This is a genomic window from Burkholderia sp. AU16482, from assembly GCF_002223285.1.
Classification (GTDB): domain Bacteria; phylum Pseudomonadota; class Gammaproteobacteria; order Burkholderiales; family Burkholderiaceae; genus Burkholderia; species Burkholderia semiarida.
The window spans coordinates 552534-569051 of record NZ_NKEY01000009.1 but is presented as its reverse complement, the minus strand read 5'-3'; the positions used below and the strand labels follow the sequence as shown (position 1 = coordinate 569051).

At 68.4% G+C, this 16518-nt stretch carries 16 protein-coding genes; 3 read left to right on the top strand and 13 right to left on the bottom strand.

The genetic code is table 11. The features are described 5' to 3' along the window. Positions 1-106 precede the first annotated feature (106 nt). The 3 genes from CFB35_RS33085 to CFB35_RS33075 form a co-directional block, all read right to left on the bottom strand. A complete protein-coding gene (locus CFB35_RS33085) occupies positions 107-430 on the bottom strand; it encodes a hypothetical protein (protein ID WP_059577704.1) in 324 nt (107 codons plus the stop codon). Positions 431-556: 126 nt separating this feature from the next. Then, positions 557-793: a hypothetical protein gene (locus CFB35_RS33080; protein WP_059577706.1), complete on the bottom strand. Its 237-nt coding sequence runs from the start codon at positions 791-793 to the stop codon at positions 557-559. Positions 794-1435: 642 nt separating this feature from the next. Beyond that, on the bottom strand, positions 1436-1822 hold the full coding sequence (locus tag CFB35_RS33075) for a MerR family transcriptional regulator (protein ID WP_059577708.1): 387 nt from the start codon (positions 1820-1822) through the stop codon (positions 1436-1438). 86 nt (positions 1823-1908) lie between these two features. Here CFB35_RS33075 and CFB35_RS33070 point away from each other — a divergent pair, with 86 nt between their 5' ends. Beyond that, positions 1909-2817 carry an alpha/beta fold hydrolase gene (locus CFB35_RS33070; protein WP_059577711.1) on the top strand — a complete coding sequence of 303 codons (909 nt, stop codon included), beginning with the start codon at positions 1909-1911 and terminating at the stop codon, positions 2815-2817. Positions 2818-2844: 27 nt separating this feature from the next. On the opposite strand, the gene CFB35_RS33065 is transcribed toward CFB35_RS33070, so the two are convergent. Beyond that, the gene (locus tag CFB35_RS33065; RefSeq protein ID WP_089466195.1) at positions 2845-3645 is read right to left on the bottom strand and encodes an ABC transporter ATP-binding protein; all 801 of its coding nucleotides are present in this window, start codon (positions 3643-3645) and stop codon (positions 2845-2847) included. Between the two features lie 227 nt (positions 3646-3872). Here CFB35_RS33065 and CFB35_RS33060 point away from each other — a divergent pair, with 227 nt between their 5' ends. Continuing rightward, complete coding sequence (locus CFB35_RS33060) at positions 3873-5300, top strand: MFS transporter (RefSeq protein WP_060010494.1); 1428 nt, start codon at positions 3873-3875, stop codon at positions 5298-5300. Between the two features lie 137 nt (positions 5301-5437). On the opposite strand, the gene CFB35_RS33055 is transcribed toward CFB35_RS33060, so the two are convergent. Together CFB35_RS33055 and CFB35_RS33050 are read right to left on the bottom strand one after the other, a co-directional pair. After that, positions 5438-6838, bottom strand: coding sequence for an LLM class flavin-dependent oxidoreductase (locus CFB35_RS33055; protein WP_060010491.1), 1401 nt, complete (start codon positions 6836-6838; stop codon positions 5438-5440). Further along, positions 6835-8094 carry an acyl-CoA dehydrogenase family protein gene (locus tag CFB35_RS33050; protein WP_060010488.1) on the bottom strand — a complete coding sequence of 420 codons (1260 nt, stop codon included), beginning with the start codon at positions 8092-8094 and terminating at the stop codon, positions 6835-6837. The genes CFB35_RS33055 and CFB35_RS33050 overlap by 4 nt, the downstream gene beginning before the upstream one ends. A 290-nt stretch (positions 8095-8384) precedes the next feature. Between CFB35_RS33050 and CFB35_RS33045 the strand changes: the two genes are divergently transcribed. Then, complete coding sequence (locus CFB35_RS33045; RefSeq protein ID WP_089466194.1) at positions 8385-9623, top strand: SfnB family sulfur acquisition oxidoreductase; 1239 nt, start codon at positions 8385-8387, stop codon at positions 9621-9623. 42 nt (positions 9624-9665) lie between these two features. On the opposite strand, the gene CFB35_RS33040 is transcribed toward CFB35_RS33045, so the two are convergent. The 7 genes from CFB35_RS33040 to CFB35_RS33010 form a co-directional block, all read right to left on the bottom strand. Further along, the gene (locus CFB35_RS33040) at positions 9666-10493 is read right to left on the bottom strand and encodes an ABC transporter permease (protein WP_089466193.1); all 828 of its coding nucleotides are present in this window, start codon (positions 10491-10493) and stop codon (positions 9666-9668) included. After that, complete coding sequence (locus CFB35_RS33035; protein WP_089466192.1) at positions 10486-11676, bottom strand: ABC transporter substrate-binding protein; 1191 nt, start codon at positions 11674-11676, stop codon at positions 10486-10488. The genes CFB35_RS33040 and CFB35_RS33035 overlap by 8 nt, the downstream gene beginning before the upstream one ends. A 20-nt stretch (positions 11677-11696) precedes the next feature. Next, on the bottom strand, positions 11697-12491 hold the full coding sequence (locus tag CFB35_RS33030; RefSeq protein WP_089466191.1) for an ABC transporter ATP-binding protein: 795 nt from the start codon (positions 12489-12491) through the stop codon (positions 11697-11699). Continuing rightward, positions 12488-13603, bottom strand: coding sequence for an acyl-CoA dehydrogenase family protein (locus CFB35_RS33025; RefSeq protein WP_089466190.1), 1116 nt, complete (start codon positions 13601-13603; stop codon positions 12488-12490). The genes CFB35_RS33030 and CFB35_RS33025 overlap by 4 nt, the downstream gene beginning before the upstream one ends. Further along, positions 13576-14142: a carboxymuconolactone decarboxylase family protein gene (locus CFB35_RS33020; protein ID WP_059577736.1), complete on the bottom strand. Its 567-nt coding sequence runs from the start codon at positions 14140-14142 to the stop codon at positions 13576-13578. The genes CFB35_RS33025 and CFB35_RS33020 overlap by 28 nt, the downstream gene beginning before the upstream one ends. Before the next feature lie 126 nt (positions 14143-14268). Then, positions 14269-15228 (bottom strand): AraC family transcriptional regulator, encoded by a 960-nt coding sequence (locus CFB35_RS33015; RefSeq protein ID WP_059577738.1) that lies wholly within the window; start codon positions 15226-15228, stop codon positions 14269-14271. A gap of 175 nt (positions 15229-15403) precedes the next feature. Further along, positions 15404-16492: an aldose epimerase family protein gene (locus CFB35_RS33010; RefSeq protein WP_059608811.1), complete on the bottom strand. Its 1089-nt coding sequence runs from the start codon at positions 16490-16492 to the stop codon at positions 15404-15406. Between the last annotated feature and the right edge of the window lie 26 nt (positions 16493-16518).

Genomic DNA, 16518 nt, shown 5'->3' with positions numbered 1-16518 from the left:
GTCCCCGGCCCGAACGCCGGGCGGAGGACCACGAAAGGCACGACCGCAAACCAGGCAATGGAAAAGACGCCGCCGCCCATCGCGGCGACGCGGCGGCGAACGCCGCTTATTGCGCCCAGGCAATCACCGACGCGATCAGCGAGCAACTGCTCGGATTGAGCTCGTTGCTGCTGTTGTCGATCAACTGGAGCGAGCCCGTGATGGTCACCGTCGGCGAATTGTTCTGCGTCTGCACCTGCACGCTCGCGCCTACCGTGCGCAGGTGGTGGTCGGTGTTGCCGAACGAGACCGAGTAGCTGGCCACCGACGCGCCGGCCGCAATCACGTTGGTCGGGAAACTGTAGGTGGCCTGGGCCGTGATGACGCCCGAATCGGACGGCTTGGCGTCGCTCAGGGGAATCGAGATGTTCTGCACGTAGACGGACGGCATGAAAGACTCCTGTCGATCGGTAAGGTGGGGAAGACACGCTGCGCGCCGGATGACGCGCACGGGCCGTGCGACTGCCGATTGCCAACTGCCGCGGCGCGGCGGCCCGTCCCGCGCGCGGAACGCGGTTCAGGGCAGGGTGACGCCGTGAGAATCGTTCTCGCCGGTCACGCCCGACTGCGATTCGCTGTTGCGGGTCCAGAAGATGTACAGGTACTTGCGCTCGCCCGGGGCCGGATCGCCCCATTGGTTGCTGGCCGTGAATACGCGCTGGCCGTTCTGGTAGGCCGCCGCCACCTGGCTCGTGACATCGATGGTCGAGTTGTAGACCCCGTAACCGGCATTTTCGATCGTCGTGGTACTCATTTTTATTCCTTCATCAATATATGAAATATCGAAGCGACAGATTTAAGAAAATCCCGAATTGATAATGCATCGCCGGTGAAATTCGGGATCCACCGGATTTTTAAAATGGATATTCCGCGAACATGCCGTCTCGCATTGAAACCCGACGCATGCGCGATGCGATTCGGGTGGGCGACGCGCGTCACGGCACCGCCCCCGGTTCTATCGGAAAACCGGCGGCAGGCCTGCGGGGTCGGATGGCTGAATGGCGGGAATCAACCGTCAGGCGGCGGTTTGGTGGTAGCGGACATGGATGTGGCCCCCGGTCGGATCAAGCCTGTTTTACTTCTCGGTCTTGCATTTCGCCGACGCGTATTGCTGCGCGCCGCTGCAAATGCAACTCTCAGTCCTGTTTTTCGTCGTGCGTTTTTTCGTATTGCATCGATTGCAATGGCAGTAAATACCACGCGATTCGGCATGTCAAGGATGCGTTTATGAAAAGCGTTTGTAATCGGCGGTAATTGAATATGCCCGTTTTTTCGGTGGCTCGGCGGGCGTGGTGGGCGCGCCGTCGCCGGTCGCGCATTCTCCAACGATGCCGATGTGAAGCGGGTGCCCGAAGGGCGACGCGGGGGCTGATTCGTGCCGGTGAACGCCGGCGCCTCAATCGAGCGGCGGCACCGCGCCATCCTGCAAGGTCTTGATGAGCCGCGCACGCCGCTTTTCCAGATCGGCGATCTGACGGTCGATCGCTTCGAGGCGTTCGCGCTGAACCTCGGAGATCTGATCGCACGAACGCGCGCCCTCGATCAGCAGCATGCAGTCCGGAAAGCCGCGAATGTCGTCGAGGGTGAAACCGGTCGCGATCATGCGCTGGATCTGTCTGACCTGCGTCACCGCGTTGTCGGGGAACATGCGGTAGCCGTTGGCCGCGCGCACCGACGCGAGCAGGCCGTGCTCGTCGTAGTGCCGGATCGAGCGCACGCTCGCGCCGGTGAGCTGCGCGAGTTTGCCGATGGTCAGCAGCGGCTGCGGAGGCGGGTTTTTCATGCGGGGCAGGTTAGCACGATTCGCTTGACTCTCACATCAGTGTGAGGGTTGAGACTGTGCGTCCGTTCATGCCTGGAGGAAAAATCGTGACTACCCGAGTGCTGATCCGCTGGCTGCTGGCCGTGGTCTGGTGGGCGACGCCGTTCGCGTTGGCGTACGACGCGGCGGCCGCGCCGCTCAGCTATACCGTGACGTCGACGGACGGCGTGAAGCTGGCCGTCCAGGAAAGCGGCGACCCCGACGGCGTGCCGGTCATCCTGATTCACGGCCTGCTCGGCAGCCGCCTGAACTGGGACGCGCAGGTCGCGAGCCCCGAGCTGCGCGGATTCCGGATCATCACGTACGATCTGCGCGGCCACGGGCTGTCGGACAAGCCGTCCGGCGCGCGGCCGTATCGCGACGGAACCCGCTGGGGCGACGATCTCGCCGCGGTGATCGACGGCGCGCATGCGCGCAAGCCCGTCGTGGTCGGCTGGTCGCTCGGCGGCGTGGTGATCTCGAACTACCTCGCCAGATACGGCGACGGCGCGATCGCGGGGGCCGTGTACGTCGACGGCGTGGTCGAGCTCGCGCCGGGCCAGATCGTCGATCACCCGGACGTGTACCGCGACATGAATGCGCCGGACCTGAAAACGCATCTCGACGGCGAGCGCACGTTCGTCGGTCTGTGCTTCAACCGTCGGCCGGATGCCGCCACGTTCGAGCGGCTGCTCGCCAATGCCGCGATGGCGTCGTGGGACATGCAAAAGGCCATCCCGACGATGTCGGTATTCGCCGCGGCGGGGCTCGGCCACGCGCGCGTGCCGCTGCTCTTCATCTACGGCGGGCGCGATGCACTGGTCGATACGCCCACGACGCTGGCTCGCGCGGCCGAGCTGAATCCGCGCATCGCCAGCAAGGTGTATGCGGAGTCGGGGCACGCGCCGTTCATCGAGGAAGCCGAGCGGTTCAATCGCGATCTGGCCGCGTTCGTGCGGTCGGTGTCCGCGCGATGAAGTCGTGTGCGGTGCGGGCCGGCGATGTCAGTCCGGCGTGGCCGCCGTGTCGCCGGCCGCGCGATCGTGAAAGCGCTGGAACGCATCGAGCAGCCGCGCGCGCAGCGCGGCCAGCGACGGATCGCGCCGATCGCGCGGCCGCGCGATGTCGACGTGGAGTTCGTCGTCGACGCGGTCCGGGTTCGGCGCGAGCATCAGCACGCGATCGCCGAGATACAGCGCCTCGTCGAGATCGTGCGTGACGACGGTCGCGGCCATCCGGCGCCGCTGGACGACATCGAGTAGCAGCGTCTGCAGGCGCATCCGCGTGATCGCGTCGACCGCGCTGAACGGCTCGTCGAGCAGCAGCAGGTCCGGCTCGCCGAACAGCCCGCGCGCGATCACGGCGCGCTGCGCCATTCCGCCCGACAACGTGGCCGGCAGTTGCCGCGCGACGCCGGCCAGACCGACTTCGTCGAGCAAGCGCGCGACGCTCGGGTCGCGTCCGCCCCGCGCACCGGCCGCGAAGCCGACGTTGTCGGCGATCGACAGCCACGGCAGCAGCCGCGGCTCCTGAAAGATCACGCCGACGCGCGCGGACGGCCGGGCGAGCGCGCTGCCGTCGAGCGTCACGCTGCCGCGGAAGTTCGCGTCGAGGCCGGCGACGATCCGCAGCAGCGTGCTCTTGCCGCAACCGCTCGGGCCGACCACGCAGACGATCTCGCGTGGCGCGACCTGCAACGCGATGTCGGCGAGGACCGTGCGATCGCCATACAGCTTGCGGGCGATCCGCCGGTCGAGCAGCGGTGCGGCGAGGCCGGCCGCCGGGCGGCCGGAAGGAGATAGCACGGCCCGCGCAACTTTATGACGCACGCCGATTAATTTATCGGTTTATATCGCTTGGGATTGCCGGGCCTGGAGAACAGAATTTCCGGTGCCGGCAAGCGACGCATGCGACGACGGCCGGAACGCATTCGTTCGACGGCCCGGGCCGCGATGCCCCTGTCGCGGCGGCCGGCATCCTGCAAACTTCGCCGCTCATTCGCCGGCCATCCGGCGACACACTAAGGAATCCGATGAGTTCGATCGACCTGAGCCCCGTTACGCCGGTTTCTTCCCCCATCCGCTCGGCCAGCGACGTCGCGCGCCTGATCAACACGGTCGACAGTTCGGTCAGCCATGCACGGATGATCGTGCTGCTGGCGCTCGGCGGCGTGTTTCTCGACGCGTACGACCTGACGACGCTGTCCTACGGCATCGACGACGTGACGCGCGAATTCGGGCTGACGCCCGCGCTGACCGGGCTCGTCGGGTCGGCGATCATGATCGGCACGATCTTCGGCAGCCTGATCGGCGGCTGGCTGACCGACCGGATCGGCCGCTACCAGGTGTTCATGGCCGACATGCTGTTCTTCGTGGTCGCGGCGATCGCGGCCGGGCTCGCGCCGAACGTCTGGGTGCTGATCGCCGCCCGCTTCGTGATGGGGCTCGGCGTCGGCATCGACCTGCCGGTCGCGATGGCGTTTCTCGCGGAATTCTCGAAGTTCAACGGCCGCGGCAACAAGGCGTCGCGGCTCGCCGCGTGGTGCCCGATGTGGTACGTCGCGTCGTCGGTGTGCTTCCTGCTGATCTTCGGCCTGTACTTCCTGCTGCCGGCCGAGCATGCGGGATGGCTGTGGCGCGCGTCGCTGATCTTCGGTGCGGTGCCGGCGCTCGTCATCATCCTGTTCCGCAACCGCTTCATGAACGAATCCCCGCTGTGGGCCGCGAATCAGGGCGATCTGGCCAACGCCGCGCGCATCCTGCGCCAGTCGTACGGCATTCACGCGCACGAAGCGCAGGACGTGCGACGCGAGCCGAGCCCGCCGCCGGTGCGGATTCGCGTGCTGTTCCGGCGCCCGTATCTCGGGCGCACGATCGTCGCCAGCGTGATGAACCTGTGCATCCCGTTCGAATACACGGCGATCGCGTTCTTCCTGCCGTCGATCCTGTCGCAATTTCTCGGCGCGGGCGTGTTTGAGACGATCGCGGCATCGCTCGCATTGAACGTGCTGTTCGCGTTCACCGGCGGCTTGCTCGGCATGCGTCTCGCATATCGGTATGCGTCGCGTCATGTCGCGATCGCGGGGTTCGCGCTGCAAACGGTCGCGCTCGTCGCGCTTGCGCTCGCAGGCCATCCGCACGGGGCGATCGCGGTCGGTGTCGTGTTGCTGATGCTCGGTACGTGGTTGTTCGCCGAAGGCTTCGGCCCCGGCGCGCAGATGATGATCTATCCGACGCTGTCGTATCCGGCCGCGATCCGCGGCACCGGTGTCGGCTTCGGGCGGTCGCTGTGCGGCATCGGCCAGGCGCTCGCGCTGTTCGTGCTGCCGATCCTGCAAGCCCGCCTCGGCACCGACATGTTCTGGGTCGTCGCGATCAGCGCGGTCACGCCGATCGTGTTCCTGCTGATCGTGAGGTATGAACCGACGGCGCACGACGTCGACGACGAAAGCGCGGCGTAAGCGCTGAGGGGGCGCTCGCCGTTGCCCCGGAAAATACGCACGGCTTCGTCGGACTGCACGAAGCCGTTTGTGCTGAAGCTGAAGCCGGTCGCCGCGCGAATGCGGACAGCCCGGCTTCGACGTTGTTGGACGTGCAGTTAAGCGCTGACCGCTTCGCGCTCGGCCGCGCGCTTGACCTGTTCGATATCGCGAAACTGGGCGGCCGGATGCTCGTCAGGCAACCGCGCCGAACCGCCGAACAATTTTTCGCGCAGCGTGCCCGGCGCATACGCGGTCGGATACACGCCGCGGCGCTGCAACTCCGGCACGAGATAGCGCACGACGTCCTCGAAGGTTTCATGCGCGACCGCATACGCGAGATTGAAGCCGTCCACGTCGGTCGCGGCCACCCATTCCTGCAGGATGTCCGCGACGGTCGCCGCCGACCCGACGAACACCGGGCCCATCCCGCCGATGCCGCCCCAGGCCGCCAGCGCCTCGATCGTCCACGCGGTGTCGCCGCCCGACAGGTGCTCGACCGCCGACACGATCGCGTTCGTGTCGACGCGCCGGACGGGATCGGTCGGCGCGTACTGGCCAAAGTCGATGCCGGTCCAGCCGGACATGAACACCAGCGAGCCGTCGTACGACACATAGCGGCGATACTCGTCGAACTTGGCCTGCGCCTTCTCGTCGGTCTCGTCGACGATCACCGTCACGAGGTTGTAGATCAGCACCTTCGCCGGGTCGCGCCCGGCGGCCGCGGCCTGCGCGCGCACGTCGGCCACGTAGCGCGCGAGCTGGTCGCGGGTCGGCGCGGCGACGAACACGCATTCGGCGTGCCGCGCGGCGAACGCCTTGCCGGGGCCCGACGCGCCGGCCTGGAACAGCACCGGCGTGCGCTGCGGCGACGGCTCGCACAGGTGATAGCCGGGCACGTCGAAGAAGCGGCCCTTGTGGCCGATCTCGTGCACCTTCTCCGGATGCGTGAACACGCGGCCGTCGCGGTCGCGCACCACCGCGCCGTCTTCCCAACTGCCTTCGAACAGCTTGTACAGCACCTCGACGTACTCGGCCGCGACCGCATAGCGGTCGTCGTGCGTGCGCAGCCCGTGATCGCCGACGTTCTTCGCGCCGCTCTCCAGATACGACGTGACGATGTTCCACGCGAGCCGGCCCTTCGTGTGATGGTCCGCGGTCGACAGCCGGCGCGCGAACGTGTACGGGTGCTCGAACGTCGTCGACGCGGTGATGCCGATGCCGAGATGCTCGGTCGCCATCGCGATCGGCGCGGCCAGTTGCAGCGGATCGTTGACCGGGATCTGCGCGGCCTGGTGCAGCGCGTGATAGTTGCTGCCCTTGTACACGTCGTAGTAGCCGATCACGTCCGCGATGAAGATCGCATCGAAGATCCCGTGTTCGAGCACGCGCGCAAGGTCGGTCCAGTAGTCGAGATCCTTGTACTGCCACGAGCGGTCGCGCGGATGCGCCCACAGGCCGGGCGACTGGTGACCGACGCAGTTCATCTCGAACGCGTTGAAGCGGATGGTCTTGCTCATCGCGCGGCTCCGGTTTCCGCACCGGCGCCCGCGCCGTTACCCACGCGCCACACGAACGGCGGCGTGCGGCCGTTGATGATCCAGTCGCCGACGATGCGCGCCTTGTACACGAGCGGATTGTGCGACGACACCGTGCGTGCGTTGCGCCAGTGGCGATCGAGCGCGGTCGTGCTGCGGGTCGCGGATGCGCCGAGCGCGTCGAACAGGCGCGTCGCCGCGCGCAGCACGAGTTCGGACACGACGAGCTGGCTCTGCGCGGATTCGATTTCGGCCGCGACGTTCGCGGCCTGCTCGGCCGCTTCGTCGCCGCCGAAGCGCGCTTCATAGGCTTGCTGAAGCGGCTGCGCGGCGCGCAGCGCGAGCGCGTCGGCCGCATACGCCCATGATGCGATCTCGCCGATTACCTGCTGCAACTGCGCATCGTCGCCGGCACGCTGCGCATTGCCGTGGCTGTACACGCGCGTGCGGTTGCGCACGAGCTCGCCCGCATCGCGCACGATCGCGTGGCCGATCCCGGCCAGCGTCGCGACGTGGAACAACTGGTAGAACGCGGTCTGGTACTTGAAGCGGCGCGCGAAATCGATCACGTTGTCCGCATCGACCGCCGCATTCTCGAAACGCGTCGTGCCGCTGCCGGTGGTGGTCTGACCGAAGCCGTCCCAGTCGTCGTCGCGGATCACGCCGGGCTGCGCGGTCGCGACGGCGACGATCACGTCGCTGCCGTCGTGCGCGCGCTGCGCGAACACGTCGATCCAGTCGGCGAACAGGCTGCCGGTGCTGTAGAACTTCCGGCCGTTCAGCACGAGCCGGCCGTTCTGCTCCGACACCTTCGTGACGGTCTGGCCGAGCGGCACGTCGCCGGCTTCCGACCACGCATTGCCGACGAGCTGGCCGCTCGCGAAGCGGTCGAACCAGGTCGTGCGCCGCGGCCCGGCCGGCGCATTGAGCCAGTCCTCGACGAACGCGAAGTGCCCGCGCAATGCCTGCGGCAAATTGGAATCGGCGGCGGCGAGCTCGGTCAGCAGCCGGAACAACTGCGGCAGCGATGCGCCGGCGCCGCCGGCGCTCACAGGCAAACGTATCGCGCCGAAGCCGGCCGATTTGAGCCAGCCGATCGCCTCGTGCGGCAATTCGCGGCGGCGATCGCGCTCGGCGGTGCCGGCGGCAATGCGCTCGAAGATCGGCCGGAACCGGCTCGCGAGTGCATCGTAATCGGTACCGGTGGAAAGGTCGGGAACTGCGTGCGATGAAGTCATGCGGATTTCCTCGAAGAGCGTGGCCGTTTGCGCCGGGAGCCCAGTATAGGAAGCGCGACGCGGGCGTTCCAATAACGGATTCTCGGATCGTTATCGTCGCTGCGTATTACCGTCGCCGCGCGGCGCGTATCGGCGTTCCTGCATCGATTGCGACGTCAAAACGCGCAATCGCCTTCGCCATTCGCGCATCGTTTGTTATCCAAAGGAATATCGTTTCGAGAATCGCTCGGTTTTCCCGCCCGCGCGGCGCTGCTAGATTGAATGCTTTGACCATTCGACAGGAGAGCCCGATGTCAGACACGAGCGCGACGATTCAGGAACGGCCGGCCGATGCACGAGCGCAGGCGGCCCGTGTGATCGCCGACGACGCGGAGGCGATCGAGGTCGCGCAGGCGCTGGCGCAACGCCTGGCGCAAGGGGCCGCCGAACGCGACCGCGAACGCCGCCTGCCGCGCGAGGAAATCGAATGGTTCTCGCAGTCGGGGCTGTGGGCGATCACGGTGCCGAAGGCATACGGCGGCGCGGGCGTATCGCATGTGACGCTCACCGAGGTGATCAAGATCGTCGCCGCGGCGGATGCGTCGCTCGGGCAGCTTCCGCAGAATCACTTCGGGCTCGTCGACGTGATCGCGCTCGTCGGCACCGACGCGCAGAAGCGTCATTTCTTCGCCGAAGTGCTGAGCGGCAAGCGGTTCGGCAACGGCTTCTCGGAGAAGGGCACGAAGCACGTGCTCGACCTGAAGACGCGCGTGCGCCGCGACGGCGACGACTATGTCGTCGACGGCACCAAGTTCTACTCGACCGGGGCGCTGTTCGCGCACTACGTGCCGGTGCTCGGGCTCGACGACGCGCGGCAGGCATGGCTTGCGTACGTGCCGCAGCCGACGCCCGGGTTGACCGTGATCGACGACTGGTCGGGATTCGGGCAACGCACGACCGCGAGCGGCACGGTCGTGCTCGACGCGGTGCGCGTGCCGGCGTCGCACGTGCTGCCCGCGCAGCGCGTGTCGGACGTGCCGACGCTCAACGGCCCGCTGTCGCAGATCATCCAGGCGGCGATCGACGCGGGTATCGCGAAGGCGGCCATCGACGATACGCTCGCGTTCGTGCGGACCCGCGCGCGGCCGTGGGTCGACAGCGGCGTCGAGCGGGCCGCGGACGACCCGCTGACGATTCGCGAAATCGGCCGGCTGCACATCCAGCGGCATGCGGCCGACGCGTTGCTCGAACGCGCGGCGCGCACGCTCGACGAGATCACGGCAAAGGGCGACGTGACCGAGGACGACGTCGCGCGGGCGTCGGTGGCGGTGGGCGAAGCGAAGGTGCTGACGACCGAGGTCGCGCTGCTCGCGGGCGAGAAGCTGTTCGAGCTGGCCGGCACGCAATCGACGCTCGCCGAGCACAACCTCGACCGCCATTGGCGCAACGCGCGCACGCACACGCTGCACGATCCGGTGCGCTGGAAATATCACCTCGTCGGCAACTACTATCTGAACGGCGCGCGCCCGGCGCGCCATGCGTGGAATTGACACGCGGGCGGCAAGCGGCTCGTCCGGCCGCCGCGTATCGCGCTAGCGGTCGGACGCCAGCAGCGCGCGGGTCAACCCCCGCGCGATGCCGTCGAGCGTGAAGCCCAGTGCGCCGATCACGACGATCACCGCCGTCAGTTCAGAATACGCGAGCCGGTCGCGCGTATCGAGGATCAGGTAGCCGAGGCCCGCGTTGACGCCGAGCATTTCGGCCGGCACGAGCACGATCCACAGGATGCCGATCGCGAGCCGGATGCCGTTGAGCAGCGGCCCCGCGATGGCGGGCAGCACGATGTGCACCAGCAGCTCGCGGCGGGTGGCCGCGAGGCTTGCGCCGAGCTGCAGCCAGCGCCGGTCGATCTGCGCGACGCCGGCCGCCGTGCTCATCAGCACCGGCCACAACGCGGCGAACCCGAGCAGGAAGTAGATCGCGCGATCGCCGATGCCGAACGACATGACCGCGAGCGGCATCCACGACAGCGGCGACACCATGCGCAGAAACTGGAACGTCGGCGACAGCATCCGCTCGACCCATCGCACGCGGCCGAGCAACAGCCCGAGCGGGACGCCGGCCAGCAGCGCCGCGCCGAGCCCGACGCCGATGCGTCGGAGGCTGACGAGCGCGTGTTCGACGAGATGATCGTCCGCGCACAGCGACCGCAGGCTGGCGAGCGCGCTGTCCGGCGCGAACTGCCGGCCGAGCGAGCCGGGCTCGGTCAACGCGTGGATCGCGGCCCACCAGACGACGATCGTCGCCACGAGCCCGGCCACGCCGAGCCATCGCGCGGCCGCGCGTGCCGGGTAGCGGGAGCCGCCGGCCCGGCGCGTGTCGGGTGCGGACGAGCGGCGGGAGGCGAGCGCATCAGACAACGATGATCTCCTCGCGCTGGAACGCGCCCGACTGACCGAACGCGGTCAGCCCGCCGACCGCGTCGATGCTCTTGCGCACGAACCGGTCGTCGACGAGATCCCGGGCCGCGAACGCCGGGTCCAGCGACGCGAGGAAGGCGCCGTCGCCGTCGACCACCGTGCGCTTCAGCCGCTGAACCAGCGCCTCGGTATAGCTCGGGAACGGATACGGCTGGAAGTCGATCCGCTTTGCGTGCCAGTCGGCATGGCGGATCGCGCCGCTCGCGCGATACGTGTCGGCCAGCGACGCCGACGGCACGAGCACGCGGTCGAGCGACGCGAGCGTATGCGGCGAATAGCGGTGCGTGCCGTCCTTCGACAGCAACTGCGCGGTTTCCTGCGGATGCGCGCGCGCCCACAGCTGCGCCTTCACGATCGCGTTGACGACCTTTTGCGACCACGCGGGGCGCTGCGTCAGATCGTGCTCATGCATGAACACGACGCAGCATGCATGGTTCTTCCAGACATCGCCGGTAAAGCGCAGGATCTTGCCGATCTTCATCAGTTCCGCGGTCGCGTTGAACGGCTCCGCGACGATATACCCGGCGATCTGGCGCGCGGCGAGCGCGGGCAGCATGTCCGACGGCGCCATCACGACGAGGTTGACCTCGTTCGCCGCGGGCGTGCCGCGCCGCTTGAGCACGGGCACGAGCCCTTGCTGACGCAGCAGGTCCTGCAGCACGACGTTGTGAATCGAGTACCAGAACGGAATCGCGACGGTCTTGCCGCCGAGATCGCGCAGCGAATCGATGTCGGGCGCGACCGTGATCCCGGAGCCGTTCACGTGGTTCCAGGCGACCACCTTCGCCGGTGCGCGGCTGCCGTAGCGTGCCCAAAGCGTCATCGGCGACAGCAGGTGCACGACGTTGACCTGGCCCGACAGGAATGCCTCGACGAGCTGCGCCCAACTGCGCAGCAGCTTCGGTTGCTCGACGGTCAGGCCTTCGGACGCGAAATAGCCGTTGTTGTGGGCCACCAGCAACGGGGCCGCGTCGGTGATCGGCAGATAGCCGATCCGGACCGGCGCATCCGGTTCGGCCGCGGCGTGCGCGTTCGCCATCGAAAGCAACGGAGCGGCGCCCGTCGCGGTGAACAGGGCCGCGAGCTTCAGCCATTCGCGGCGCGACATCGGAATCTGGCACATGGATAGGCGGGTCAGGTCAGTCAGTTCAGGGAATGAAGTTCGGACGCGTGCGGGCGCTTCATGCCGGCCTGCAACGCCTTCAGGATGTCGATGCGCATCGTGCCGAGTTCGCTGACGAACGCGTCGCGCGGATGCGGGAAATCGACCCGCCACGCGTCGATGAAGCGCCCTTGCGTGCCGAGCAGCACGATGCGATCGGCCACGAGCAGCGCTTCGTCGATGTCGTGGGTCACGAGCACGGTCGCGCAGCGTGTCGTCGACACGATGTTCACCAGCAACTGCTGCATCGCGGCGCGCGTGACTTCGTCGAGCGCCGAGAACGGCTCGTCGAGCAGCAGCGCGTGCGGCTGACGCGCGAGTGCACGCGCCAGCGCCGCGCGCTGCGCCATCCCGCCCGAGAGCTGGGCCGGGCGCAGCGACGCGGCGGCTTCGAGCCCGACCGCGCGCAGCGCCGCGCGGACGCGCTCGCGTTGCTGATCGCGCGTGAGCCGAGCCTGATGCGCGAAGGCGAGGCCGAACGCGACGTTCTTTTCGGTCGACAGCCACGGCAGCAGGCACGGGTCCTGAAACGCGATCGCGATCCGCGGGTGCGGGCCCCGCAGCGTCGTGCCGTCGAGCGACACGGTGCCGGATTGCGGTTGCTCCAGCCCGGCCAGTGCGCGTAGCAGGCTCGACTTGCCGGTCCCGCTCGGGCCGATCAGCGCGACGATTTCACCGCGATCGACCGACAGCGACACATCGGCAAGCACGGGAGTGCGCCGTTCGCCGTCGTAGCCGAGCGTCAGATGGCGCGCGTCCAGCAGCGGCGGCGTCATGCGGCGATGCTCCGCGTCTGCGCGGCGAGTTGCGCCTTCAGTTGCACGACGCTCGGCGTGACGATCGGAACGAACGCCGCTTCGCGCCAGCGTCGCTCGAAGCCGAGCCCCGCGTCGCGCAGGTAGCCGCGGCCGCCGCTCGCCTCGAGTTCGAGGTTCACGGCCGTGGCCACGTGCGTCGCGAGCGCGATGCGCAGCTCGAACAGGCGGTTCGGGTGCAGGCGCAGGCTGCCGTCGGCGATGCCGGACGACAGTTGCGCGCATGCGGCGGCCAGTCCGGCCGCGCAGGATTCGACTTCGGGGCCGAGAATGCCGCGCGTCGTCTCGGCCGCGCGTCGCGCTTCGGCCAGCGCGCGCCGCGCGAGCCCGATCGACAGCCCGCACTGCAAGCCGAGGAAGGCCGGTCGCACCGCCGGCAGGAACGTTTGCGCATCCGGATGGATCAGCCACGCGGTGTCGCTCGGCACGTCGTCGAGATGCAGCGCGGCGGTGTTGCTGCCGCGCAGCGCGATCAGGTCGAGATCCGTGCTGCGTGTCAGGCCGGGCGCGTCATCGGGAATCGCGACGATCGCGGACGGCCTGCCATCGCCGAACGCAACCGCGGCCGCCACGACGAACCGTTCCGTGCGCAGGTTCGTCACCCACGCCATCCTGCCCGTCAGCCGCAAGTCGTCGGCGCTTTCCGCGTGCGGCGTCGCGTCGATCTGAAGCGACTCGATGCCGGACAGATACTTCATCGCGTTCGACAGGCCGCTCGCGCCCGCGCAACGGCCGTCGAGCAGCGCCGGCAGCCAGCGCTCGCGCAGCGCGGCGTTCGGGCTTTGCAGCAGGTATTCGATGAAGCTGCGCTGGCCCCACAGCACGAAGGCCGCGGTGAGCGAATGTTCGGCCACCGCCGCGATGCCCGCGATGGCGTCCGTGGTCGTCCCGCCCGCGCCGCCGAGGCTCGCCGGCACGCCGGTCCGGAACAGGCCGGCCGCCGCGAGACGCGGCACGACGTCCGCTTTCAGCGCGGCGCTCGTGTCGAGCTGCGTGGCGTTCGCGTCGAGCCAGTCGGCGAGCGACGCGTCGAGTGCGGGCGCCGTCAGGCGGCCTGTGTCCGGGGTTCCCATCGGTATGCGGCCAGTTCGGGGTTGAGTTCGTTGCGCGCCAGGTTGTTCGCGAAGTTGCACAGCGTCGCGAGGCTCACGCCCAGCACCACTTCGAGCGCGTTCGCTTCGGTGAAGCCGGCGGCCAGGAATGCGTCGAGCGCGTCGTCGGTCACGCCGCCGCGCGTCGCGATCACGGCGCGCGTGAAGGCCGCGACCGCGTCGAGCCGCGGATCGGCGACCGGCTCGCCGTCGCGCAGTGCGTCGACGTCGGCGCGATCGACATGGGCTTTCTTCAGCGCGGCGGCGGTGTGTCCGGCCACGCAGAACGCACAGCCGTGGACGGCGGCCGCGGTGATCTGCACGGCTTCGCGCTCGGCGAACGTGAGGCCCGCGCGGCTGTTGATCTCCGCGACGGTCAGATAGGTTTCGAGCGCGACCGGCGCATTCGCGAGCGAGCGCACGAGGTTCGGCAGGAAACCGTTCGCGCGCTGCGATTTTTCCAGGAAAGGCTGGCTGGGTGCGGGCGCGGTTTCGACGGTAGGCAAGGGCAGGCGGCTCACAGGATTCTCCGGAGGGGCAGTGAGAGCATTGTCGAGGCGGCACCCCCGCCGGACAATGCGCGAACATCCGCGATTCCTGTGCGTTCGTCCCGCGTCGTGCGTTTCGACGGCGCGCCGGCCCGTCGGCTAGTGCAGGCGCGCCGCCGATTGCGACGCGTCGTCACGCCCGCGCCGCCACGCGCCGGGCTGCATGCCCATCGTGCGCTTGAACGCATGCGCAAAGGCCGACTCCGACTGATAGCCGACGAGTTCGCCCGCACGCGAAATCGGCAGGCCCTGTTCCAGCAGGTCCGCCGCGAGCCGCATCCGCACCAGCGTGACGAACTGCATCGGCGGATGGCCGGACGCTTCGCTGAAGTGCTTGCAGAACGCGGTGCGGGACATGTTCGCGAACGCGGCCATCGAGTCGGTGGTCCACGCGTCGGCGGGTGCGTCGATGATCGCGGCGACGAGCGTGCCGAAGCCGGTCCGCTGCATCAGCGACGCGAGCCCGCTGGCCACGGTATCGTGCCCGGCGGCGTCCCGTACCGCGTAGAACAGCAGCAGTTCGACCAGCTTGTCGATCAGCGGGGACGGCGCGTCGACGCCGTGACGGCCTTCGGCGCGAATCAGCTCGAACAGCCCGCGGATGCCGCGATAGGCGTCGTCGCCGCGCCGCACGATCAGGTACTCGGGGAAGAGCGACACGATCGCGCGCGACACGGTGGAGTGGAATTCGATGAAACCGCAGGCAAGGCCGACGCTGCCGTCGACCGACGCGTCGAGCGGTTGCATCGACCCGCGTCGCTTGAGCGGGTGGCTGCCCGCGACCGCGCAGGCCTGCGGGTTGACCGGGCTCGGCGACAGCCCGTGCGGCACGTCGCGCAACAGAAAGACGGCTTCACCGGCGGCAACCGGAATGCTGTCCCGCCCGTCGGCGAAGTGAAGCCATGCCGATCCATGCAGGAGGATGTGGAAGCTCGCCTTCGCACGGCCGGCGGTGGACGCCTGCCAGTCGCCGCAATACTGGCCGACGTGGAAAAGCTGGCTTTTCGGCTCCAGGCTGGACAGCAGCCAATGGACGACCTTGTCTGTTTGCGCGGACATTCCGATGCTGGAGGATGGGTGACGCGCCCATGCTACGGGCTGCGCCGCGCCGCTCAAACCAACGAATCGTAGAAAGCATTTTCCTGCCGTCGCAATGTCACGCGAGGCGGCGCGGCATCGCGATCGGCCGGAATTCGCACGGCGTTACCCGGGCGCCGGCGATGCAGCCCACCCGCTATGCATGCACCCCCACCCGATACCGCGTGGTCTGTCGATACACGTCGCCCGGATGAACGATCACGTCGTCGCGCAGCCCGTCCATGTTGACCTGATTCGGGAACCCGCCCGCCTCGACGCACAGCGCCGCGTGCCGCACGCACGGCGTGCCGCCGCTCACGCGCAGGCCGTCGAGATAATTGCCCGTATAGAGCTGCAGGCCGCGCTGATCGGTCGATACGGTCAGCTCGCGGCCGCTTTCCGGATCGTAGATTCGCGCGACGGGCCGGACTTCGCGCGCGCCGTTGCCGACGACGTAGCAGTGATCGAAGCCGCGCGCCCGCGCCAGTTGCGCATGCGGCCAGTCGAGGCGCGCGCCGAGCGGCGCGCTTTGCCGGAAATCGAACGCCGTGCCCGTCACGTCGGCCGTGCCGGTCGGGATCAGCGCGTCGTCCACTTCGAGGAATGCGTCGGCGTCAATGTGCAGCAGATGGCCGCGCACGTCGCTGCCCGCGCGCCCGTTCAGGTTGAAGTAGCTGTGATTCGTCAGGTTCAGCGGCGTCGGCGCGTCGGTCCACCCCGTGTAGTCGATCGTCAGCGTGCCGTCGTCGTCGAGCGTGTAGCGCACCTGCACGCTGACGTTGCCGGGGAAGCCCGCGTCGCCTTCCGGCGAATCGAGCCGCAGCGTGAGCCCGCCGCCATCGTCGAGCACGTCCCACCGCGCGCGATGAAAGCCGTTCGCGCCGCCGTGCAGCAGGTTGCCGTTCTCGTTGCGGTCGAGCAGGTAGTCGACGCCGTCGAGCGTGAAGCGCGCGCCGGCGATCCGGTTCGCCCAGCGGCCGACCGTCGCGCCGAGATAGGCGCCGGATGCGAGGTATTCGGCCGGCGTGTCGTGCGCGAGCACGATATCGGCCAAGCGCCCCGTGCGGTCGGGCGCGAGCCACGACACGACGGTCGCGCCGAGGTCGCTGACGACGACGCGCATTCCGTGCGCATTGCGCAGCGTATAGCGCCGCACGGGCTCGCCGTCGGGCAACGTGCCCCACGGCTCGGCGTGCACGCGTGCGACGCCGGGCGTCAGGTATGAGGAATCGGTATCGATATGCATGAGTGGAGGTCGGGTGGGCGGCGGGC